The 23,065-nt window shown below is 41.8% G+C and carries 18 protein-coding genes; 15 read left to right on the top strand and 3 right to left on the bottom strand.

All coding sequences use genetic code 11. The features are described 5' to 3' along the window. Positions 1 to 14 precede the first annotated feature (14 nt). From QZT26_RS05305 to QZT26_RS05365, 13 genes are all read left to right on the top strand, one after another. Positions 15 to 419 carry a response regulator gene (locus QZT26_RS05305; RefSeq protein ID WP_099324773.1) on the top strand — a complete coding sequence of 135 codons (405 nt, stop codon included), beginning with the start codon at positions 15 to 17 and terminating at the stop codon, positions 417 to 419. Positions 420 to 511: 92 nt separating this feature from the next. After that, on the top strand, positions 512 to 799 hold the full coding sequence (gene groES, locus QZT26_RS05310; RefSeq protein ID WP_099324772.1) for a co-chaperone GroES: 288 nt from the start codon (positions 512 to 514) through the stop codon (positions 797 to 799). A gap of 16 nt (positions 800 to 815) precedes the next feature. Beyond that, complete coding sequence (gene groL / locus QZT26_RS05315; RefSeq protein WP_295101106.1) at positions 816 to 2,429, top strand: chaperonin GroEL; 1,614 nt, start codon at positions 816 to 818, stop codon at positions 2,427 to 2,429. Positions 2,430 to 2,784: 355 nt separating this feature from the next. After that, positions 2,785 to 4,239 (top strand): adenylosuccinate lyase, encoded by a 1,455-nt coding sequence (gene purB / locus QZT26_RS05320; protein WP_295101107.1) that lies wholly within the window; start codon positions 2,785 to 2,787, stop codon positions 4,237 to 4,239. Positions 4,240 to 4,261: 22 nt separating this feature from the next. Beyond that, entirely contained in the window at positions 4,262 to 4,921 is a 660-nt protein-coding gene (gene thiE / locus QZT26_RS05325; protein WP_099324770.1) for a thiamine phosphate synthase, read from the top strand. A 358-nt stretch (positions 4,922 to 5,279) separates the two neighbouring features. Continuing rightward, positions 5,280 to 5,663: a phosphoribosyl-AMP cyclohydrolase gene (gene hisI / locus QZT26_RS05330; RefSeq protein WP_099324769.1), complete on the top strand. Its 384-nt coding sequence runs from the start codon at positions 5,280 to 5,282 to the stop codon at positions 5,661 to 5,663. A 228-nt stretch (positions 5,664 to 5,891) separates the two neighbouring features. Next, positions 5,892 to 6,563 carry a flagellar motor protein MotB gene (locus tag QZT26_RS05335; RefSeq protein ID WP_295101110.1) on the top strand — a complete coding sequence of 224 codons (672 nt, stop codon included), beginning with the start codon at positions 5,892 to 5,894 and terminating at the stop codon, positions 6,561 to 6,563. 494 nt (positions 6,564 to 7,057) lie between these two features. Continuing rightward, positions 7,058 to 8,947, top strand: coding sequence for a cytochrome c biogenesis protein ResB (locus QZT26_RS05340; RefSeq protein ID WP_099324766.1), 1,890 nt, complete (start codon positions 7,058 to 7,060; stop codon positions 8,945 to 8,947). Beyond that, a complete protein-coding gene (gene ccsB / locus QZT26_RS05345; RefSeq protein WP_157820446.1) occupies positions 8,934 to 9,785 on the top strand; it encodes a c-type cytochrome biogenesis protein CcsB in 852 nt (283 codons plus the stop codon). The genes QZT26_RS05340 and ccsB overlap by 14 nt, the downstream gene beginning before the upstream one ends. Before the next feature lie 27 nt (positions 9,786 to 9,812). Further along, positions 9,813 to 10,091, top strand: a complete 279-nt coding sequence (locus QZT26_RS05350; RefSeq protein ID WP_295101111.1) for an acylphosphatase — start codon at positions 9,813 to 9,815, stop codon at positions 10,089 to 10,091. Position 10,092: 1 nt separating this feature from the next. Beyond that, the gene (locus tag QZT26_RS05355) at positions 10,093 to 10,386 is read left to right on the top strand and encodes a DUF167 family protein (protein WP_099324763.1); all 294 of its coding nucleotides are present in this window, start codon (positions 10,093 to 10,095) and stop codon (positions 10,384 to 10,386) included. A gap of 63 nt (positions 10,387 to 10,449) precedes the next feature. Further along, the gene (gene ileS, locus QZT26_RS05360; RefSeq protein WP_295101114.1) at positions 10,450 to 13,221 is read left to right on the top strand and encodes an isoleucine--tRNA ligase; all 2,772 of its coding nucleotides are present in this window, start codon (positions 10,450 to 10,452) and stop codon (positions 13,219 to 13,221) included. A 196-nt stretch (positions 13,222 to 13,417) separates the two neighbouring features. After that, positions 13,418 to 13,780: a hypothetical protein gene (locus tag QZT26_RS05365; protein ID WP_295101115.1), complete on the top strand. Its 363-nt coding sequence runs from the start codon at positions 13,418 to 13,420 to the stop codon at positions 13,778 to 13,780. 136 nt (positions 13,781 to 13,916) lie between these two features. On the opposite strand, the gene QZT26_RS05370 is transcribed toward QZT26_RS05365, so the two are convergent. After that, on the bottom strand, positions 13,917 to 15,872 hold the full coding sequence (locus QZT26_RS05370) for an ABC-F family ATP-binding cassette domain-containing protein (protein ID WP_295101117.1): 1,956 nt from the start codon (positions 15,870 to 15,872) through the stop codon (positions 13,917 to 13,919). A 454-nt stretch (positions 15,873 to 16,326) separates the two neighbouring features. Between QZT26_RS05370 and QZT26_RS05375 the strand changes: the two genes are divergently transcribed. After that, positions 16,327 to 17,658 carry an ArsB/NhaD family transporter gene (locus tag QZT26_RS05375; RefSeq protein ID WP_295101119.1) on the top strand — a complete coding sequence of 444 codons (1,332 nt, stop codon included), beginning with the start codon at positions 16,327 to 16,329 and terminating at the stop codon, positions 17,656 to 17,658. A gap of 151 nt (positions 17,659 to 17,809) precedes the next feature. After that, complete coding sequence (locus tag QZT26_RS05380; protein WP_099324757.1) at positions 17,810 to 20,218, top strand: heavy metal translocating P-type ATPase; 2,409 nt, start codon at positions 17,810 to 17,812, stop codon at positions 20,216 to 20,218. Here the strand turns inward: QZT26_RS05380 and QZT26_RS05385 are convergent. Together QZT26_RS05385 and QZT26_RS05390 are read right to left on the bottom strand one after the other, a co-directional pair. After that, the gene (locus QZT26_RS05385; protein WP_295101120.1) at positions 20,187 to 21,500 is read right to left on the bottom strand and encodes a GTPase; all 1,314 of its coding nucleotides are present in this window, start codon (positions 21,498 to 21,500) and stop codon (positions 20,187 to 20,189) included. The two genes, QZT26_RS05380 and QZT26_RS05385, sit on opposite strands and share 32 nt — an antisense overlap. A gap of 24 nt (positions 21,501 to 21,524) precedes the next feature. Beyond that, a complete protein-coding gene (locus QZT26_RS05390) occupies positions 21,525 to 22,919 on the bottom strand; it encodes a folylpolyglutamate synthase/dihydrofolate synthase family protein (protein ID WP_295101122.1) in 1,395 nt (464 codons plus the stop codon). Positions 22,920 to 23,065 lie beyond the last annotated feature (146 nt).

Below are 23,065 nucleotides of genomic sequence, written 5' to 3' on the forward strand. Positions count from 1 at the left end.
AGGATAATAGGGTCATGGTGGCATTATATCATCCTGATGCAGATAGTTTTTCGCTTCTTATTACGGACGATGATAAATCGTGCCGCGATAGTTTGCGGGAAATACTGGAACTAAAAGGCTACACCACTTACCTTGCAAGTTGTGGCAGAGAAGCGATAAAAATAGCCCGGTCTGAAGAATTGCATGTGTTGATTTTAGACGCACATCTTCCCGACTATAGCGGCCTGGAGACATTTAATATCATTAAGAAGGAAATAAGCATTTCCATTCCCTGTATATTTATCTCGGGAGATATATCAAAAGAACTGCAGATAAATCTTATTAACGCTAACGCTTATACACTGATACCGAAGCCCATCAATGTTAATATCTTCAGGGACTCCGTAGAACAGGTTATAGAGAAATACTACTGGAAATAATTTTTTAGTAGCACCATTTCACGCATTAAAACAGACAAAAAGCACTATTCTATTTTTTTAGGGATAATTTTAAGCGAGAGGAGATCTAAGTTATGAATGTAAAACCTTTGGGAGAAAAAATCTTATTAAAACGCCTTGAAGCGGAAGGAAAGACCGCCGGAGGAATCTTACTGCCGGAAACGGCAAAAGAAAAACCGAAGCAGGGAACAGTAATCGCTTTGGGAGACGGTAAACTGCTAGAAAATGGTGAACGGGCACGCTTCCAGGTGAAAAATGGCGATAAGGTGTTGTTTAATTCATATGGCAGCACGGAAGTAAAGATTGATGGCGATGAATATTTATTAATGTCAGAGGATGATATCCTTGCAGTGATTGATTAATTTTAGGGAGGAAGAAATGGCAGCAAAAAAGATTATTTACGGGCATGAAGCCATGGAATCGGTGAGACAAGGAGTCAGAAAACTGGCGCATGCCGTCAAGGTTACGTTGGGTCCTAAAGGCAGGAATGTTATTATTGAAAAAAGTTTCGGGTCGCCAGTGGTAATCAACGATGGCGTTACCGTTGCAAAAGAAGTAGAGCTGGAAGACCCATACGAAGACATGGGTGCAAAACTGGTAAGAGAAGCTGCTTCAAAAACAAATGACATGGTAGGAGATGGCACTTCTACCGCCACTATTCTGGCGGAAGCTATTTTTGAAGAAGGTTTAAAAAATATCACTGCGGGCGCAAATCCTGTTGACGTTAAACATGGCATTGAAAAATCTGTTGACGCCCTGTGTAATGAACTTTCCCGGATGAGTATCAAGATTTCAGGAAGGAAAGAGATATCTCAAATAGCGACAATTGCCGCAAATAATGACAGCGAAATTGGCAATCAAATAGCCGATGCCATGGAAAAGGTGGGGAAAGATGGCGTTATAACCGTCGAGGAAGGTAAAAGCCTGGAAACAACGGTAAAGCTTGTCGAGGGCATGCAATTCGACAGGGGATATCTCTCCCCCTATTTTGTCACATCGCCCGACACAATGGAGGTAGTATTTGAAAACCCTTATATCTTAATACACGAAAAGAAGATATCGAATATAAAAGAACTGGTGCCATTATTAGAAAAGATTGCCAAGTCCGGTAAGCCGTTATTAGTAATAGCAGAAGACGTTGAAGGAGAAGCGCTTAGTACGCTCGTAGTAAACAAGCTCCGCGGAACCTTTCATTCTGCTGCAGTGAAAGCGCCCGGCTTTGGCGATAGAAGAAAGGCGATGATGGGAGACATTGCGGCACTTGTCGGCGCAAGGGCAATTTTTGAAGATTTGGGAATACCGCTTTCCAGCATAGAACTTGCCGATCTAGGCACTGCAAAAAAAGTGGTTATTGACAAGGAAAATACCACCATCACAGAGGGCGGGGGAGATACAAAAGAGATACAGAGCAGAATTTCTCAGATAAAGGCAGAAATAGAAACAACAACCTCCGATTACGACAAGGAAAAACTGCAGGAAAGACTGGCAAAACTCTCCGGCGGTATCGCACAAATCAATGTAGGCGCCGCAACGGAAGCAGAAATGAAGGAGAAAAAATCGAGGGTAGAAGATGCAATGCATGCCACCAGAGCCGCAGCGGAAGAAGGTATTTTGCCCGGGGGTGGCGTAGGGTTAATAAGGGCGTCCAGCGTTTTAGATGGGCTCTCTGTGAAAGGTGACGAACAGATTGGAGTAAACATCGTTCGCGCTGCTATTGAAGCGCCTATCAAACAAATTGCAAAAAATGCCGGACTGGAAGGAGAGGTTATACTGCAAAAGGTAAAGGAAGGTACGGGGAACTTTGGATACGATGCCTTTCAGGGTAAATTTGCAGACATGGTCGAAATAGGCGTTGTTGATGCAACAAAGGTTATAAAAGTTGCTCTAAAAAATGGAGCAAGTATCGCCGCCTTACTGCTTACTACAAATGCGATAATTGGAGAAGTACCGGAAGAGAAAGAAGGTGCCGGAGCATCAACTCATAAGCATTAATTGACATAGTTAACATGAAGGAAAAGGCGTTGCGTGCAAACATGCAACGCCTTTTTTTATTTTAATAAATTGCATTTTCATAATCATTCATTATCATGGACGCTAAAATAACGTCCTATTGATAGCGCATGTAATCCACGTAAGCCCACAACCAAAGATAACCTCTCCTTTTTTCTCCCTGACAAGGAAGAGGGATAAAGAGGTGGCAAATACTTGCAGGAAAATACGTTTTTACCAGGTAATACGATAGCTACTAAACTTCGGAGCAACTGCCTGCCGGGTAACTTTCGGGAAATGATATCAATGAAGAAAAAATACTCACACTTCTCAAATAACTAATTTGCGTGACATTTTTATGACAACAGATAGCCGCTATAAGCAATATCAATCTCCTCTTTCTGAAAGGTATGCAAGTAAAGAGATGTGCTATATCTTCTCAGACCATTACAAGTTCAGCACGTGGAGAAAACTCTGGATAGCGCTCGCCGAAGCACAGCATGAACTAGGATTGCAGACTGTTACAGAAGCGCAAATCAGTGAAATGAAACGTTTTCAGGATACCATTAATTTTGAGATGGCAAGAGAATACGAAAAGACCCTGCGACACGACGTAATGTCTCACATTCACGCATACGGAGAACAGTGTCCTGCGGCAAAGCCCATTATCCACCTTGGTGCGACGAGTGCTTATGTACAGGACAACACAGACCTGATCCAAATGAGGGACGCACTAAACCTTCTCCTTGCAAAACTAATTAATATAATAAAAATCCTCTCTGACCAGGCAATAGCCTATAAAGAAGTTGCGGCTTTAAGTTTTACCCATTTCCAATCTGCACAGCCAACAACTCTGGGAAAACGTTTTTGCCTGTGGCTGCAGGATTACCTTTTCGATATCGAAGAGATTGAAACCAGGGTTGAGAAACTGCGTTTTCTTGGCGCAAAGGGAACGACCGGTACGCAAGCAAGTTTTATGTTGCTTTTTAATAATGATACCGAAAAGGTCAGGAAACTAGACGAACTTGTAACAAAAAAAATGGGATTCGACCGCTTTTACCCGGTGACGGGGCAAACTTACCCGCGCAAAATTGATAGTCAGATAATGTTTTGCCTGGCAGGCATTGCACAATCATCATACAAATTTTCCAATGATATCCGGTTGTTGCAGCATATGAAGGAAGCGGAAGAACCGTTTGAGAAAGACCAGGTTGGGTCTTCCGCAATGGCGTACAAAAGAAATCCCATGCGCTGTGAACGAATAGCGGCTCTTGCTCGTTATGTTCTTTGTAACTGCTTAAACCCGGCATTTACCGCGGCTTCACAATGGTTTGAAAGGACATTGGACGATTCTGCCAATAAGCGAATTTCAATCCCGGAGGCATTTCTTGCAGTTGACGGCATCTTAAATATTGTGCTAAACGTTGCTGCAGGATTGAACATCTATCCACAGGTTATTGCCGGCAATCTTCAAAATGAATTGCCTTTTATGATCACGGAAAATATACTTATGGAAATAGTAAACGCCGGAGGTGACCGACAGGAGTATCACGAAAGGATTCGAAAACACGCAATAGCATCCGCAGAGAGGATGAAAAAAGAGGGCGTCGAAAACGACCTGCTGGAAAGAATCGCAGAAGACCCTGCCTTTTTCAGAATACGGGCAAAGATGGGGGAGATTTCTGACCCTCACAGGCTTACCGGAAGATCCGTACAGCAAGTGGAAGAGTTTATAACACAGGTAGTTTCACCCATTTTAAAACAAAATAGCCAGCGTATTGATAAAAAATTGATACCAACGCTGCACGTATAAAACAATACCGCTATTACAAAACATGCCTCTTCAGAGAAAACAATCGGCATACTCGCCCGCTTTCGTGTTGATCACGGACAGAAAGCAGAGCCGGCTGCCATTAATCAACGCTGTAAAACTAGCGCTAAAAGGTGGCGTTAACACAATACAACTGAGAGAAAAAGACTTGCCAACCAAAGATATTTATTCCCTGGCATGCGAACTAAGAACGATAACGCATGGTCTTAATGCAAGTTTGATTATTAATGACAGGGTTGATATTGTTCTTGCGGCAAATGCGGATGGTGTTCATTTGGGATGGCAGTCCATGCCGGTTAGCAGAGTAAGAAATCTCATTGGTTTTGAAAGAATAATTGGCATATCCGCACATAATATGCAGGAGGCCCTGCAGGCGCGGGATTCCGGTGCGGATTATATAACCTACGGCCCTATATTCAAGACGCCTTCTAAAGAAGGGGTAGTAGAACCAACAGGCACAGAATCGCTCAGGAAATTAAAAGAAAAAATCAGAATCCCCGTAATTGCGCTGGGCGGCATTACTGTAGATAATGCAGAAAGTGTTATGGAAAGCGGGGCAAACGGCATTGCCGTTGTATCAAGCATACTGAAATCGGATAATCCGGAAAATACCGCACTGAGACTGTACTCCATAATACAGCATCATAGTAAAATGTCGGGCTGAAATTAAAAAATAACCCAAGCTGGCATAGCCATAATCAAACAAGCAAAAGGCACGAAACACGAAATACGAAACAAATTCTAATGACAACTGGAAATTGCCATTTGTAGCGCGACGAGGTTAGTCGCACTACATTGTTGGAAATTTTCAAAATACTAAATTATTACAACCTCTTTCGTATTTCGTGCGTCGTGTTGTTAGGTGTGTTTTGAATTTTATGCTTTATCATTAGGATTTGTTTCGTATTTCGTATTTTACCATTAAATATTTTGCCAAAAAGCACGCACTGACGAATGGAAGTGTGCAAAGAAATTACTGATAAGGTATTATATTCCAAAAAGAAGGAGGTGTTAAAAACATTATGCAATTGCTGGAAAAATTACACTTTAATGAAAAGGGACTTATCCCCGCAGTCATAGCAGATGCTACTGACGGAAAAGCGCTTACGCTATGTTATATGAATAAAGACGCCGTGGTAAAAACCATTGAAACTGGGAAGATCCACGTGTTTCGCCGTTCTCAAAATCGGTTAATGCTGAAAGGAGAAACATCCGGGCATATTCAGTCCGTTAAAAGAATATACTTCGACTGCGAAGGCAACTCTCTGGTTTTTATGGTGGAGCAACATGTAGCGGCATGCCATGCAGGCTATAAGAGTTGTTATTACAGGGAATATATTCCACAGACAAATAGTATTCAGGTTGTGGAAGAAAAGGTATTTGATCCTGAAAATGTTTATAAATAGCCTGTGAATGCACTCTGCGCGTATTCGTAAAAAAACGAACCTGCCGCAACGTATCCTGTTTTCACAGCGTGTTTATAAGGCTTGTAGATGCTTTGGCGTTGCCATGACTCGCGGAAAAAACCCTTGAAAACAATAATATCTGATGTTATAGTCTACCTTTATTGTTTTTGGCAGTTACGTACTTGCTATCCTTAATTTTGCTCAAACTAAACCCGGGGGAGAAAAAATATGTCTAAATACAGGAAGTTTGTAAAGTTTTTCCTTTTAGCGGTATTTGTTGGAATGGCGGGTTGTGCCGAATTGGACGAACTGAGGGTTTTGAACAGGCGGCAAGCAATTACAATAAGGGATCAGTCAGATGAAATCGCCAGATACAGGAATCAGCTTACATCAATGTCAGAGAAAATCAAAGCCAGCGAAGAAGAAATGGAAAAGCTCCGAAAACTGGCAGAATCAATTGGCGGTGGTGTTTCTGTTCGGGATACCTTTGAAGGGCCTGTAATCCTTTTCCCGGAAATGATTCTGTTTGATTCCGGAATGGCAACCATTAAGGCGCATGGAGAGGATGCCTTAAGAAAAATGGCAAGGTTTTTAGAGGAAAATCCTGCCAGTTCCCTGCGAATAGACGGGCACACCGACAGCGACCCCATTATAAAAACAAAACACTTGTGGGATTCTAACCATCATTTATCCGCTGCTCGCGCGTTAAGTGTCTTTCATTTTTTAACAAAAAAAGGAAACATTCCGGAGCAAAGGATACATATTGCTGGTTTCGGACCTAACCGTCCTATAGCACCAAACACTACTCCGGCTGGAAAAAAGGAAAACAGGAGAGTTGAATTTTTAATCTTGCCTACAGTGGCATCCTTACCGCCAAAAGAAGCCTTGTTTCGTGAGTAACTAGCCGGCAATAATTGAGAACGAAAGAACCTATAATGCGTATTCGCAGAAACCGGGTATTTTTAACTATGCTGAGAATATTTTGCGGATATTTTTAAAGGAAAAGCTGTTTTTGCGGGATTATTTTTTCCACCATCGCTATCGTCGAAACCTTTCCGCTTTTCATTAAAACATTTGGCTGCATTATCTCCAATCCGCAATGCAAAGTATCGAACACATGGTTCTGGCCCTAAAGAATTTTCCATTTCTTTGATTTTTTTGGAACTCTGAGTGCTGGATTTTGGTTTGTTGTTTTTATGTAAATTATTTACATAAAGGGCAGTAAGTTTTTACGTATTGAGTTTGAGGGTAAAAAAAACTGCTGATCACGCATTTTTTTAAGAAACAGCCAAAATTGCATTCGTAATATCAAGGATAACATTCGTTAATGCATCATACTGTTTTGTTGTTTGGTTTAATTTGTTAAAAAAATTTATTTATAGGTTCTTATAATAATGGAAAGTAGTAAAGGGAAATCGACGCGTGTTAAAAACGGAACCATAGTTGATGAAAAGAAAATAGGCGTAAACAAGTCTGAAGAAAAGAAAAGAAAAGATACAAACAAGGTCTGGGATTTTTTCTGCTCGGTCAAACTAGCCGTAATAATTATCCTGTTAATGGCCGTTGCATGTGTGCTGGGAACATTCATTGTTCAGGGAAGGTCATTTGAAGAATATACGGCACGGTATGGATATGGACTTGCTACGGTTGTTCGAATAACACAATTAAATAATGTTTTTTATTCACATTGGTTTTCGTTACTTTTGGTAATGCTGTGCGCAAATCTCATATGTTGTACTATAAGGAGATGGCGGAACACCTTTCTGCAAACTGGTTTTGTGCTTACGCATCTCAGTTTGATCTTGATATTGTTGGGTGGGGTGATTAAGTTTCAAATGGGGGTTAAGGGAGGTGTAAATGTTTATATCGGGAAATCGGTTGATTACTTTTTAACGCAAAAAATAGACAGTATGGGCCGGACGGATTATATTAAAAAACCTCTGCCCTTTACAATTGCGCTCGACAACTTCATCCTCGAAAAAAATGAACCAAAATTTCAACTTACAACGTATGTTAAAGATAAAGATAAACAGAAGATATTAGAGGTAAAGGTTGGTAAAAGACAGCGGATACCCGGCTCAGAGTATAATGTGGTCATTAATGACTATGTTCCGGACGCAGAGTTACGACAGGAACCTGTTAATGAATCAGACAGGCCGGATAACCCGGCTGTCTTTATTAAACTCCTCGGGTCGGAAAGAGCCCTTGCGGAAGGTTGGCTACTGGCGCACGCAAATAATTATCATGATGAAAAGAAGCAAGACTTGCGGCTGGAATATATCTGGTTGCCTTCTAAGCAGGAATTTGATAACGCAGTAACTACGGTACAAAATGTTGATGCAAAAATAACGGCTTCTGTTCCTGATCTCGGAATTCTTCAGGATTATTCGCTGGAATTGAATAAGACATTTAAACTAGGTGCATCGGAGTACTCACTGCGAATATTGGAATATGTGCTTAATTACGGAGACAAAAGGCCTGTTAGCGAACAGCCGGCAAACAATCCTGCCGTACACGTTGAAATAGAAGGGCCTGACGGCTTAGAAAAACGCTGGATATTTGAAAGTTTTCCTGATTGGGATAAGATGCATCCCTTAAAATATGAGAACATAAAGATTTCCTGTAGCGGTATTGCAAAAGCGCATATGACAAGAAACGTAATCAGGGTCTGTCAGGCTCCCGACGGAAACCAAAAACTCGTTTACATAAAGGATAAACAGATATTAGAAACCATGCCGTGGGAATTGAACAAACAGTATTCGTTTGCGAATAATGATCTTCAGCTAATAATTACCAGATATTTCCCTTCTTTCAACATAAAACAAGATGTAGTCAAAAAATCTGACCAGGTGGGTACTCCAGCCATACACGTGAGAATCAATGGACCACGCGGGAAAAAAGAAGAGTGGTTGTTTGCAAACAGTAAATACGCTACATGGTATAAAGATAATAACTTTGCAGTTCTTTACGAATCTACCGGGGAATCTATTAAACATTACGTTAGTGATTTGAGGATAGTAAAAAACAACCAGACTATAATAGAAAAATCAATCAAGGTAAACGACCCTTTAAAATACGATGGTTACGCAATTTATCAATCCAGTTATGATCCTGAAAAGTTGAGTTATTCTGGTTTGCAAATAGTAAAAGACCCCGGTATTCCTGTGGCTTATGCCGGTTTTGCAGCATTATGTGTTGGCGTTGTATTTATATTTTACGTAAAACCTTTTTTGCGTAAAAAACTAAAAAAAGAAAATGAGGTGGCGGAAAATGAGTATAGTTAATCTTACTTTAATTGTATATGTATTAGCGGCAATCGCTTATATTGTAAGAGAAATATGGATGTCTGTTCCTGCTAAATGGACATCACTAGGGCTTCTTATCCTGGCATTTTGTTTTAACTTAACGCTCGTATTAAAACGTTCCATAGAAGCGGGGCATCCGCCGTTTTCCAATCTATACGAATCTCTTATATTTTATGCGTGTTGCACCGCCTTTGTATATATAATCTTTGAATTTATTTATGATTTCAGGGTGGTAGGCGCATTATCCTCTGTTCTTGCAATGCTTATTTTGCTTTATGCGACCCTTCAGGACGACACAATAAGACCAATCATGCCCGCATTAAAAAGCAATTGGATGTTAGTACACGTTATAACCTATATGCTCGGATATGCCGCTTTTGGCATTGCGTTTGTTACCAGCATAATATATCTGGTTGTAAAACCCTTTTCTAAGAAACAAGTCGATATTAAGTCCGGCGGATCCGGCAAGGAAATGTCGGTTAGGAATTTTGATAAGCTGAGTTACAAAATCGTTGCTTTCGGATTTCCCTTTCTTACCTTGGGAATGGTTACCGGCGCAGTATGGGCGAAAAAGGCTTGGGGAGACTACTGGTCGTGGGATCCAAAGGAGACATGGTCTTTGATTACATGGCTTGCGTATTTGGCCTATCTGCATACCCCCCTTGTTTTGCCCAAAATGAAAGTAAGCAAATCAAAGATGGCCGTTATCTTATCGTTCTGGTTGTTGGTTTGTTTTGGTATTGTAAACTTCACCTTCGTTGGTTTAAATTATTTACCTTCGGCGGAAGATAGCGCACATGTTTACGGTGCAAAGTGATTCTTTAACTGTTTGATTTTTTCACCTATGTCAAATGTTAGAGCGCACGTATATATCCTGGGCCATGTTCAGGGAGTGTTTTTCCGTGCCACCACAAAAGAGAAGGCCTCAGAGTATGGAATACATGGTTGGGTGAAGAATTGTACCGATGGTCGGGTAGAGGCGGTCTTTGAAGGTAAAAAAGAGGCGGTTGATAAAATAATCGATTGGTGCCGAAAAGGCCCTGCGGGCGCTTTTGTTGAAGAAATGCAAGTTCATAAGGAAGAATATTCCGACGCATTTGACGGATTTTCTATAATATTTTAGCGTGCTTGATATCATAGCAACAAATACGGGTATCATTGTTTTCGTCAAAGTGCAAGCCGGTTCAGGCAAGGATCGTATCGTGGGGAATCTGGGAGGACGTCTGAAGTTAGCGGTATCTGCAGCACCTGAAAAGGGCAAGGCCAACAAGGCAGTAGTTGAATTGCTGGCAGAAACATTTCATATTAATTCGTCTTCTATACACATCATTTCTGGAAAGACTTCCCGGGACAAAAAAATAATGATAGAGGGCGTGACTCCTGAAAGCATAAATACTTTATTGAATTTTAATTTATAGAAAACCCCGCCAACCATCATGGATTATAAAAAAACACTTAACCTGCCTGCTACCAAGTTTTCAATGAAAGCAAATTTACTCGAAAAAGAGCCTCTTATTCAGAAAAAATGGGAAAAGGATGTGCTCTATGAACAAATTCGCGCAGCACGAACAAATAAGAAAAAATATATACTGCACGACGGCCCTCCCTATCCTACTGGTGAATTACACATTGGAACGGGGTTGAATAAAATATTAAAAGACTTTATTGTGCGTTTTTTCACGATGGAGGGATACGATGCCCCTTACGTTCCAGGGTGGGATTGCCATGGGCTTCCTATTGAACATCGAGTTATGCAAGAGGTTGGAAGTGAAGTTAAACATCTCACAAAGACGGAAATACGCAAAAAATGTAAAAAATATGCGGAGAAATTCGTCACTATTCAAAAAAAACAATTCAAGGCGCTAGGTGTACTCGGAGACTGGGAACATCCATATCTTACCTTCACCCCCGCGTACGAAGCGGGCGTTATTGAGGTATTTGCAAAACTCGTTGAAAACGGTTACGTATACAGGAGCAGAAAACCTATCCATTGGTGTACACGTTGCGCTACTGCCCTCGCAGAGGCGGAACTTGAATACCATGACAAAACAAGCCCTTCCGTCTACGTACATTTTAAGATAAAGGACACGCTTAAAAACTTTTTCCCTGATGACGGGAACGAAGGTGTTTCTTTAATGATCTGGACAACTACACCGTGGACACTACCGGCAAATCTGGCAATAGCACTACACCCTGGTTACGATTACACGGCAATCCGTTATTTTCACCCCAAAACAAATAAAAAAGAGGTTTCCTTACTGGCTGATGGCCGTATCGATGAAGTACTGCAATCATTGGGCATAAAAGACTTTAAAAAACTTGGTACAGTAAAGGGGATCGAGCTGGAGGGGGTAAAATATCAACATGCTTTCATGGATAGAACGGGTTTTGTCGTCATGGCAGATTATGTTACTTTATCTGACGGCACGGGTTGTGTTCATATAGCGCCGGGGCACGGTCAGGAAGATTTTATTACGGGCATTAAATACCATTTGCCTGTTCTGAGTCCCGTTAATGCTGAAGGCGTCTTCACGGGTGAAGCAGGTGAATTTGCCGGTCAAAACATTATAGAAGGCAATACCTCTATAATTAATAAACTTGATGCAGTCGGAGCGCTTCTTCAGAAAACAAATATAACCCACTCATACCCCCATTGCTGGCGTTGCAAAAACCCCGTAATATTCAGGGCCACGGAGCAGTGGTTTGTTAATCTCGACCACAATAATTTACGCAGCACTGTTTTAAAGGAAATTAAAAACGTAAAATGGATACCTTCGTGGGGTGAAAACAGAATGGAAAAAATGGTATCCGACCGACCCGATTGGTGCATTTCGCGGCAGCGTTCGTGGGGTGTGCCGATACCGGCCTTTTTTTGTAAAAATTGCGGACAAGAACACATTGACGCAAAGACTATTTTCTTTGTGCGGGACAAATTTGAAGCGGAAGGAGCGGATGCATGGTTTTTTAAGGATGCATCTCATTTCCTGTCCCAGGATGCTCAATGTAAAAAATGCGGAAGCGTTCATTTTGAAAAAGAAATGGATATCTTTGACGTATGGTTTGAATCCGGCTCAAGCCACAATTCCGTATTAAGAAAACGATCAGAATTAGAATATCCTGCCGACCTTTACCTGGAGGGAACCGACCAGCATCGCGGATGGTTTCAGCTTTCACTTATTCCTTCAGTCGGTGCATGGGGAAAGGCGCCCTTTAAATCCGTTTTGACACATGGATTTGTCGTTGATGAAATGGGCGAAAAGATGTCAAAATCTATCGGGAATTTTATTTCCGTAGAGGATATTTTAAAGGAATTTGGAGCGGATATACTGAGATTATGGACATCTTCCATGGATTATCAGCACGACATGGGGGTATCCCGCAATTTGATCAACAGATGTTCAGATGCGTACCGACGCATTCGCAATACCTTCAGATATTTACTCAGTAATCTTTACGATTTTAATCCACACGAAAACGCCATACCTCACGATGCTTTGCTGGAGATTGACCGCTGGGCAATACATAAAACACAGGAATTGATAAAACAGATTACTGTTAATTACGAAACCTTACAGTTTCACAAGGTATTTCATAGCATCCACAACTTTTGCGCGGTAGAAATGAGTTCGTTTTATCTCGATATTTTAAAAGATCGTCTCTATACCTTTGCGAAAGACTCGAGGGAACGACGTGCGGCACAAACTGCCCTCCACACCATTTTACTTACCCTGGTAAAACTCTCCGCTCCCATCATCGTTCACACGGCTGAAGAAGTCTGGTCAAATATTGAATTTAAGGATGAAGACCTTTGGAGTATTCATTTAACAACATTTCCAAAATGTAATCCTGCATGGACTGATGCTTCGTTAGATCAAAATTGGGAAAATCTGATAAATATCCGTACCGATGTGGCGAAAGAACTGGAAAAAATGCGTGCGGCAAAAGCCATTGGTAATTCATTAGAGGCATCGGTGTCCCTTTTTACCGAAAATGAAGACCGTTACAAATTTCTCATAAAATATGAAAACGACCTGCCGGCATTATTTATCGTATCGGAAGTAAAGGTACGCCGCAATGGCATTGGCAAAAATGCGGTAAAAGGGGAGTTAACACAAGATATTTGGATTGAATGTGGCGTATCACAACATAAAAAATGTGAACGATGCTGGAATTACAGGGAAAGCGTTGGAACGGTCGAAGAGTTTCAAACCCTCTGTGGTAGGTGCGCTGATGTTCTGACGGACTTCCGCTGAACAAGGAGCGTCAAAGATTCAAAAACCCCTTCCATAATAACAGCATCGCTAATAATAATTCCCAAATTTTAAAAAAGTGAGCCGCCTTTCGTAAAAACATAAAGTGGTGACTTCAATTGCATCGGAGTTTCAAATGGTAGGATGGGCTATGTGCTAAGGCGTTGTCATAAAATTCTTCAGTATAAAGGAGATGTAAATGGAATTCATTTTTAAATTAATCACGTTTACAGCAGCTATTGTTGCCCTTATATTACTTGCAAAGGCAAGGCATGGCAAGACGGTTACGCCTGTTATTGTATCACTGCTCGTATGCCTTGGTTTTGACCTTCTGGAAGAAATATCCTTATTTTATAAAAAGAAGCTCACCATCGAAGTGGCCACTCTTGAAACATTTACTGCAATTCTTGTAATTATAGCCCTGATATATGCCTTTCTTCTTAGAAGGGAAGAAAGATTCCTTGGATATGCAATACTGTGTACTGCCTTGACAGCAACCCTCTGTGGTCTTGAACTCATCTTCTTCCTTTTCATAAAAAATTTAGGCATAGGTATTGTGTAATCTGAAAAAGAACCAGAGAATCTTTACGGGCAAGGCAGCATAACGCCCGGAGAGGCATTACTACAGAGTTCCCTCTACCGGCGAGGGAAGTTTGAAAGCGGAAAGGCAACATGGGCAGCTTGCGGCCAAACCATTATTACACGGCTATCCCTGCATCTACAGCTCCCAATTCGGTGTGTAAGACCTCCCATTTCTTATAAAGGTCGTTTAACTCTGCGGAAACTGATTTATGTTGTTTATTGATGATAATATGCCTTTCCTTGTCATTATATAATTCGGTATCTAAAAGGGTTTGGTCAAGTTCTTTTTTTTGCGTTTCAAGGTAGGAGATTCTTTCCTCGATTTTTTGAAGTTCTTTTGTGAACTTTCTTCTTTTAGCGTTTTGTTCCTTTTTTTGTAAAAATATCTGCTTTTGAGTGGTTATCCCTGAAGATTTTAATTCCGGCGCTTCCTGTCCCGCCGTTTTATGTGTTCCCGACCGTAATTCCGCCTCTCTTTTTTCTAAGAAATCCTTAAAACTGCCCAGATGAATGAAAAGATTTCCATCTTTCAGTTCATAAACCTTTGAAACGAGTCCGTCCAGAAAGTCTCTGTCGTGGGAAACAATTAAAAGACTTCCCGGGTAATTCAGCAACGCCTCTTTGAGTACTTTTTTGGTAGTGATATCAATATGATTTGTGGGTTCATCCAGCACGAGGAAATTCGTTGGTTTTAAAAGAGTTTTTGCAAGGCACAGACGCGATTTTTCTCCGCCGCTTAAAACGTTTACCGTTTTAAACACGTCATCTCCGGAGAAGAGAAATGCCCCCAGAAGGTGTCTTACGTGCGGCATCATAGAAAACGGAGCAATGGATTCGACTTCCTCCAATACCGTATTGTCACCCTGGAGGCTTTCCGCGGTTTCCTGTGCAAAATAGTCAGCGAGCACATTGTGTCCGAAAGTGGCAGTACCGCTTTGGGGCGTATGCAAACGGTTTATAATGCGTAATAATGAGGATTTTCCAGAGCCGTTTTGCCCTACGAGCGCAACCTTTTCTCCCCGTTCTATGGAAAGGCAAACTCCCTGAAATACCCATTGATCTGCATATTTGCAGGAAACGTCTTTCACTTCAAGGACGCTTGCACCGCTTTGTTTTGCAGGAGGGAACCTGAAGGTAACCCTGTGAACCGTGTTTTCAGGCAAGGTCTCTTTTTCCATTTTTCCAAGCATTTTGATTCGGCTCTGTACCTGTGACGCCTTTGTATTTTTTGACCGAAATCGCTCGATAAATCTTTCTACTTCTTTAATTTTCTTCTGTTGATTGACATAGCGTGAAGTTTGCAGCCCACTCCTTTTTTCTTTTTCGGTTTCATAAAAAGAATAATTGCCGTGATATTCAGTGATATTCCCCTTCTCAAGCTCCCAGATACCAGAAACATTCCGGTCTAAAAAAGCCCTGTCATGGGAAATAATAATCAACCCCCCGTTTAATTCCTTAAGGTACTGCTCAAGCCAGAGAATAGAATCAACGTCAAGATGGTTTGTGGGTTCGTCCAGAAGCAGGATATCCGGTTCTTGCAGCAACAGCCTGGCTAAGGCAACACGCATCCGCCACCCACCGCTCAGGGCGTCAATATCTTTCCTGAAATCGGCGTCCTTAAAACCGATGCCTTTTAATACCTTTTCAATTTCAGCATTCATTTTGTTTGCGTTCACCACCGATAACTGATGTAGCAGGTGTGTGTGCCGTTCAAGGAGTAGCTGGCGGTCTTCATCGGTAAGGGAAGGGCTGTCAAGGTCTTTATGTACCGCATCTATTTGCCGGTTCAAATGGTGAATGTCTTCAAAGGCGGAACCCGCCTCCTCAAAAACAGTTTTTTTGCTGAACGCAAAACATTCCTGAGGCAGGTATCCTGTTTTCACTCCTTTCGCATAAATAATACTCCCGGAAGAGGGTTCAATATATTTGCAGATGAGCTTGAAAAATGTGGATTTGCCCGCGCCATTGGGTCCGATTAATCCAATGCGGTCGTTCAATCGAATTTGCAGAGAAAGCTCGTCAAAAATGACGGTAGAGCCAAAATTCAGACAAACGTTATGAAAACGAATCATTTTTTATCACCATAGTTATTAAAAGATACATTTTTACCTTTGCCGCACAGGGCAAACCTAAACAGACGGTCAGAAGACGGACTTCATTGCGTTGCCGGAAATTTACCGGTATTACAAGAATACGAAATCACAAAGTATGTATCAATGCCGTTTTTAAAAAAAGGTGTTGCCAAAAGGCTTCGCAGGCACGGATTGTCATGATTGATGGGTAACAGAGTGCACATGCGGGATCTGCTATGTTTTTTTATGTTGGAAGTATGCCCCCCCAACGCCTGTCGGGGATATGTGTTATAACCATAAAAGTTGAAGCTTTTTTTCAAAAAACTAACGTACTGTTTAAAAACTGAATTTTTGTCAGGTTTTACTGTTTTTAAATCAGGATTTTTATGATATCCTATTTTACGTTTTTGAGTTTAATAATCAATTACTTTGATAAATAATGGAGAAATAAAATATGGTATTTTGGATTGCGACGCTCATATTCCTTGTATCTTTCGGGTTAATTGTCTCTGAAAAGATCGACAAAACTAAAGTGGCGCTCATTGGCGCAGGTTTGATGATCCTCCTTAAGATTGTCAGCCAACATGAAGCCTTTTATGAGGAACATTATGCTATAGATTATAATGTAATATTTTTGCTAATAAGCATGATGATTATTGTCAATATCCTTAAGAAAACAGGGATATTTCAATTTGTTGCTATTAAATCAGCAAAACTTGCGCGCGGGAAACCGTTTCTGATCCTCATTTTCTTTGCTTGTATAACGGCAGTTGCTTCCGCGTTTCTTGATAATGTTACCAGTGTTTTGCTTCTTATTCCCGTAACGTTGTTCATTGCGGAGGAGTTGGAATTGGATCCCTTTCCTTTTTTGATTACCGAGGTTATGGCATGCAATATTGGCGGTACTGCAACGCTTATTGGCGACCCCCCCAACATTATGATTGCCAGTAAGGTACATCTGACTTTTATGGATTTTATTTATCATTTAACACCTGCTGTATTCTTCATATTCGGGGGATTTCTCCTGACTGTCCGGTTTCTTTTTGCGAAAAAGATGCATGTAAGGGAAGAAGTAAGACAGAAGATACTTGCAATGGACGAATATGCCTTAATTAAAGATGTTGGTTTATTAAAAAAATCACTTGGCGTGCTGGGCATGGTTATCCTTGGATTTATTTTTCATGGGGTATTTCATTACGAGCCGGCGACAATAGCACTGGTCGGCGCTGCTGTGCTGCTGATCATTTCTAAGGAAGATGTGCACCATGTGTTTCGGGATTTAGAGTGGTCTACGCTTTTCTTTTTTATGGGACTTTTTATTATTGTGGGGGGCGTTGTAAAGGTAGGTCTTATTTCAAAGCTTTCTGAAGGATTGATTGCACTGACGCAGCCAGGTGTGGAAAGCATGTTCACGTTATCGATTGTCCTGTTGTGGTTTTCCGCGATAGGCTCGGCGATTGTTGATAATATCCCTTTTGTTGCAAGTATGATTCCACTTGTAAAGGACACGGCAGAGGTGGTATTGCCGCAAGGATGGGATATTACGCCGGTGCTTCAGCATCCAACCCTTATGCCCGTATGGTGGTCGTTAGCGTTGGGCGCTTGCCTTGGTGGGAACGGTACCCCCATTGGCGCCTCCGCAAATGTTATTACCATAGGTCTTTCTGAAAAAGCAGGGTACCCGATAACCTTCAGAAAATTTCTCATCTATTCAATACCAATTACTTTAGAAACATTGGTATTGGCGACTATTTATGTTGTAGTCAGATATTATGTGTTCATCTAAACCCTAAGCTGGCTGTACCAGCTTAGATAGTTTAATGGAAGTGGCGGAACTATTACCTGTGATTCAGATACTGTTTGCAAATCTGTTGAATATGGTTCACGATATTACCTAACGGATAAAATTCTAACAATCCCTGCCCCAAGGTGTAGATGTGCCTCCATATTCCTATTCTGACTGCGTACATTGCGGCAAGACCATTGCAAAAAAAGAAGACGCCATTATAAATGCCAACGGCGTTATTTTTTGCTGCTGGGGATGCGAAACCGTTTATTCAATTCTTAAAAAAGAACATTTCTCACTCATAAACAAACCTCACGCTGGCAGTTCCGAATATGATATTCTGGATAATGAATCTTTTTTAAGAGACTATTCAGTGTTGCAGGATGGCAGGCAAGGCATGAGATTTTTTGTCGAAGGGGTGCAATGCACCTCCTGCCTATGGATCATCGATCAGATTCCCTATTGGATTCCAGAGGTTGAAACTGTTCATTTGAACATGAGCCAAAATACCTTATTTGTGTCGCTAAAGAGCCCGGGGTTTTTCGGAAAAGTGGTATCCACCCTTGCGGCGTTAGGCTATAAAACATATCCGATCAGGAATACCGGCGAAGCAAGGCATTTCCAGAAAAAGGAAAACCACAGGCAGTTAATGAGGCTAGGCGTTGCAGGCGCCTGCGCGGGCAGTATTATGCTCTACTCGTTCGCCATTTATTCCGGGCTGACGGGCCCTATGGCTCAGGTGTTTCAGTATATAAACCTGGCATTTTTTCTTCCTGTGCTCTTTTACTGCGCCAGGCCGTTTTACGTAAATTTATGGAGGTCTTTCCGGGCGTGGCGGCCAAGCATCGATTTGCCCATTGTGCTTGCGGTGGTCATAGGTTTTGTTTTAAGCCTGCTTCATCTGATTCAGGGGCGTCAGGATCTTTATTTCGATTCGCTTTCCGTATTAATTTTTCTGTTATTGGCAAGCAGATATCTTCTGAACAGGACACAACAGAAATTTTTAAATAGTTCCTGTTTATTATCATTTTTTGAAGCACAAATATGCCGGAGATGGAACGAGGGCCGCCATGCCTATGAAAAGGTGTCTGCCAGCCATTTAAATGCCGGCGATAAAATCCTTGTTAACGAAGGAGAACGTATCCCGGCAGATGGGGAAATGATAAATGATTGGGTTAATATAAATCCCTCTGTTTTGACAGGCGAAAGCCTTCCGCAAAAACTTTTCAAAGGGGCAAAAATCTATGCCGGAACACAGGTGGTTTCCGGATACGCAGAAATTCTTATAGAACATACAACCGGTGGCAGCCGCATCGGAAGGATATTAAAAAAGGTTGAGGAGCAAATCTACAACAAAACACCCTTAATTTCACTGACGGACAAGGCTGCCCACTATTTTACGATCTTCATCCTCTCGTTGGGAATGCTGTTCTTCTTATTTTACAGCGTTATTGACATTGCCGAAGCGGTAAGACGAACGCTTGCCCTCATCATACTTGCATGTCCCTGCGCCTTAGCATTTGCAACGCCGCTGACGCAAAGCCTATCCTTAAAAAAAGCCTCAAAAAAGGGGTATCTGATAAAAAATGCCGAATCACTTGAAAAACTAAGCAGGGTCAAAAACGTTTTTTTTGACAAAACAGGAACCATTACACAAGGGCAATTTGAGTTCTTAAAATGGAAATCTCCTCAGTCTGGCGAGTTTGTTAATTTTATGCCCGATACCATAACCCTTAATGCTATATATTCAATCGAAACACATTCTCCGCATCCCATTGCAAGGGCGTTGGTAAAGCAACTTGAAAAAGTCTGTGATGTGAAATTGCCTGTTTGTTCTTTAAAGGAAATTCCAGGGAAGGGTATTTCAGGAACAGTTGAAGATAATCATTATAAATTAATTTCCGCATTACCTGATGACGGCAATGACGATTCCGGCATTATAGCCAGTACCGTTGCTATATACCGGAATGAATTGCTTGTTGCCTATGCCTGTTTAGGGGACAAACTTCGCAAAGATGCAAAAGAAACAATAACTGCATTAAAAAAATCAGGCATAAAACCACATATAGTTTCAGGGGACAACGACTCCACGGTGCGGAATGTTGCAAAAAAACTAGGGCTGGCAGATGACTCTCTCTATGCAGGGGTTTCACCGGAAGAGAAAAGCACGATCGTCAATAAAGTTTCAAATGCTCTTATGGTAGGCGATGGAGTAAACGACGCCCTTGCCATGTCATCCTGCTCCATTGGCATTGCCGTTCAGGGCAGCGTAGCGGCGAGTTTGGTCGCTGCGGACATCTATTCAGCGAAGGAGGGGGTTTCTCCTGTTTTAGACCTGATTTTATTAAGCAAAAACACTATCTCTATTATCAAGAGAAACCTTGTCATTTCCTTTCTTTATAACTTTGCCGGTGGAATAGCCGCTCTTTTCGGCGTTATCTCGCCCCTTGTTGCGGCAATACTTATGCCTGTAAGTTCTCTCGTTATACTGCTTTCTACGGTAGCAGGCACAAAATTTACCAGAAAATTCAATAAATGGCTCCCCGCAAACATTCGTTAAAAATATTCCTTAATTCCTGTATTGTTGCAGCGCTGAATGCGGCTGTTTCCAGCATCCGGCGTGCTCCCGAGAGTAAATGAAACTGTCTTTTGTTAAACACGACGGGCGTTCCGGGATGATAGCAGGTGTTAAACTCCTCCACAAGTTTTTCATAGACAACGTCCAGGCCTTCCTTTTTTTGGGCGGAAATGTAATATACCGGAGATGCGATTTCCGATTCAATGATCTTTGTGTCTAATTGAGCGGGAAGGTCGGTTTTATTTATCAATGGAATGATGGTGTGCGCACGCTGCCTTTCGTATGCTTTTGCCATTTTCCACGATTTCAATGCATCTAATATCTCCCTATCCTCATGATCGAGGGGCTTTGAATTATCAAATATAGCAAGCACCTTGTCCGCGCGTCCAAGCTGTTCCCGCGTCATTTCAATACTCATGGATTCCACGGTATCTTCTGTCTTTCTTATGCCTGCGGTATCTACAATTTCAAAGGGGATATCTTCGATAGAGATATATTCGCTTGCGTAATCACGCGTTGTTCCGGGTTCATGGTGCACAATCATTTGTTCTTCGCCGAGTACAGCGTTCATCAGTGTTGATTTTCCGACATTGGGCTTGCCAAGGATTACAATAGCCTGCGGGGATATTAATGCCATGCCGAACGGGGCGGTATTGAGCAGGGCGTCAATGCTGTGCGTCAGTTCTTTTAAAGGGAAAATGACTTCTTCCTCTGTATTGTGCCCTTCTGCGGAGGCGCATTCCATTTGTTTTGTAATGTCCATGCATTTGTGAAGCGTTTTTGACAATGCGCCGTTGTATTGGTCTAAAAGCACTTTTGCGCATAGTTTTGTGCGTGCCGCAACAAGTTCCGGCAACGCCTCCTTTTGAATAGCATCTATTTGGTCGTTTTCGAGCGCCTGTGCTGCCAGCCCTTCCCATGTTTCTTTTTTTGCCCCATGTGAAACAATCAGCTCATATACCCGCATGAGAATCCGAATGCCGCCGTGGCAATTTATTTCAACCACGTCTTCGCCGGTGAAACTGCTCCCTTGTTTTTCTACATTTAAAATAACCTCGTCGATCCTTTGATTGTTATTGACGATATGGCCGTAGTAAAGTTTGCTGTTTTCCGCATTGCAAAGGTCTTTTATGTGTTTCCCTTCAAAGACGTCATTCGCCATATTTAAAGCCTTAGGCCCGGAAACAACTATCTTGCCAATGCCCCCTTCGCCAATGGGAGTCACAATTGCGGCAATTGTTTCATGAGATAACTGGATATTCATTATTTGCTGACTATATTTTTATTGTTATGCTCTGGCAATATTTTGATGGGCCAATTCCTGCCTCACTTCGCCTGCGATGTATGCCGATCCGGTAATACAGAGTAAATCGTCAGGGGAGGCGGCATGTTGCGCTGCAATTACCGCATCTCTGGCGCTATTGCATATCTCCGCCCTTTTTCCATAGACGGCCTTTATCTTTTTGGCTAATTCTTCGGGCGGCACGGCGCGGGAGTTCGTGCTCTTTGTAACGAAAATATCATTTGCGCAAGGCACAATCTCCCGGAGAATGTTGTCTATGTCCTTATCCTGTGAAAATCCTAATATGACAACCAGTTTATTGAACGTGAAATGTTCAAATAGGGTCTCCCGCAATGCCGCCATTGATTCCACGGTATGGGCAAAATCCAGTACGATCAATGGTGTTTCCCCAAGAACCTCTATTCTCCCGGGACAACGTACGTGGGTAAACGCCTCACGTATGGTTTCGTTGTCGATTGAGATTTTGCCATGCTCACGCAGGACATCCAATGCCCCCAATGCCATCGCGCAGTTTTTTGCCTGATGTATTCCCATGAGTGGAATAAACAGATTCCCGTATACGCCTTGCCATGTTTTTATATTACACAGCAAACCCCTTGAGTTCTTATTTGTATAGGGCTGTGCGTCGTCTATCCTGATATCTTTGCCCAGTAGATAGAGTGGTGCTCCTTTTTCCATACAGACCTCTTTTATCACAGAAAGGGCTTCCGGTTTTTCTGCAGCAGAGATTACCGGTATGCCTTTTTTAATAATTCCAGCTTTTTCGTAGGCTATGCGGGGGATAGTGTTTCCCAGAATATTGACATGGTCGAGACCGATGTTGGTAATAACCGATACGAGCGGTAGTACTACATTGGTAGCATCTAAGCGCCCCCCCATTCCCACCTCCAGAACGGCCATCTCCGCCTGTTTTTCTTTAAAATAAAGGAAGCATATCGCCGTAAGCGTTTCAAAAAACGTAGGCGATTCTGCAGGAGTATTATTTCTCAATCGCTGAATATCTGGCACGAGGACATTTAATGCTGCGGTAAAATCCTCTTCGGGTATCTTCGTATGATTTAACTGAATTCGTTCTTTAAGGTTTGTTAAATGGGGGGAAGTGAAAAGTCCGGTTTTATAACCGGCACGCTGAAGGACGGTTGACAACATAATTGCCGTAGACCCTTTTCCTTTTGTGCCTGTTATATGGAGGGAGGAAAATTCCCTGTGCGGATTACCAACTTGTTCAAGCAGGCGAACCATCCTGTCCAGATTGAAGGTCGAAGTATTATATTGGTAACTGATTAACTTTTCATAGTCGAGAGACGTATTGAGAAAAGCACACGCCTCTTCGTATGATCGTAAGCATAGGGTATTTCGGGCAATCATATTAACCGACATTCAGGAAATATCGTATAGGTAGTGTCTGAACGAAAACTATCTTTTTTATGCAAGATTCTTTCTCTGAGCAAATTTAAATTTTTTTAAATTGCCCCTTTTTCAACTTTTTCTTCTACGCTTTAATCTATGATACGGTTGTTTTATTC

Origin of the sequence: uncultured Candidatus Kuenenia sp., assembly GCF_900696675.1 — a bacterium.
Lineage (GTDB): Bacteria > Planctomycetota > Brocadiia > Brocadiales > Brocadiaceae > Kuenenia > Kuenenia stuttgartiensis_A.

Excerpts from the sequence above, each read along its gene's own strand:
- ccsB (WP_157820446.1), top strand. The coding sequence starts at position 8,934 with ATGAGTATAGTTAATCTTACTTTAATTGTATATGTATTAGCGGCAATC.
- QZT26_RS05375 (WP_295101119.1), top strand. The coding sequence starts at position 16,327 with ATGGTATTTTGGATTGCGACGCTCATATTCCTTGTATCTTTCGGGTTA.
- hisI (WP_099324769.1), top strand. The coding sequence starts at position 5,280 with ATGCAATTGCTGGAAAAATTACACTTTAATGAAAAGGGACTTATCCCC.
- groL (WP_295101106.1), top strand. The coding sequence starts at position 816 with ATGGCAGCAAAAAAGATTATTTACGGGCATGAAGCCATGGAATCGGTG.
- QZT26_RS05305 (WP_099324773.1), top strand. The coding sequence starts at position 15 with ATGGTGGCATTATATCATCCTGATGCAGATAGTTTTTCGCTTCTTATT.
- ileS (WP_295101114.1), top strand. The coding sequence starts at position 10,450 with ATGAAAGCAAATTTACTCGAAAAAGAGCCTCTTATTCAGAAAAAATGG.
- QZT26_RS05385 (WP_295101120.1), bottom strand. The coding sequence starts at position 21,500 with ATGAATATCCAGTTATCTCATGAAACAATTGCCGCAATTGTGACTCCC.
- thiE (WP_099324770.1), top strand. The coding sequence starts at position 4,262 with ATGCCTCTTCAGAGAAAACAATCGGCATACTCGCCCGCTTTCGTGTTG.
- QZT26_RS05365 (WP_295101115.1), top strand. The coding sequence starts at position 13,418 with ATGGAATTCATTTTTAAATTAATCACGTTTACAGCAGCTATTGTTGCC.
- purB (WP_295101107.1), top strand. The coding sequence starts at position 2,785 with ATGACAACAGATAGCCGCTATAAGCAATATCAATCTCCTCTTTCTGAA.
- QZT26_RS05390 (WP_295101122.1), bottom strand. The coding sequence starts at position 22,919 with ATGTCGGTTAATATGATTGCCCGAAATACCCTATGCTTACGATCATAC.
- QZT26_RS05340 (WP_099324766.1), top strand. The coding sequence starts at position 7,058 with ATGGAAAGTAGTAAAGGGAAATCGACGCGTGTTAAAAACGGAACCATA.
- QZT26_RS05335 (WP_295101110.1), top strand. The coding sequence starts at position 5,892 with ATGTCTAAATACAGGAAGTTTGTAAAGTTTTTCCTTTTAGCGGTATTT.
- QZT26_RS05370 (WP_295101117.1), bottom strand. The coding sequence starts at position 15,872 with ATGATTCGTTTTCATAACGTTTGTCTGAATTTTGGCTCTACCGTCATT.
- groES (WP_099324772.1), top strand. The coding sequence starts at position 512 with ATGAATGTAAAACCTTTGGGAGAAAAAATCTTATTAAAACGCCTTGAA.
- QZT26_RS05350 (WP_295101111.1), top strand. The coding sequence starts at position 9,813 with ATGTCAAATGTTAGAGCGCACGTATATATCCTGGGCCATGTTCAGGGA.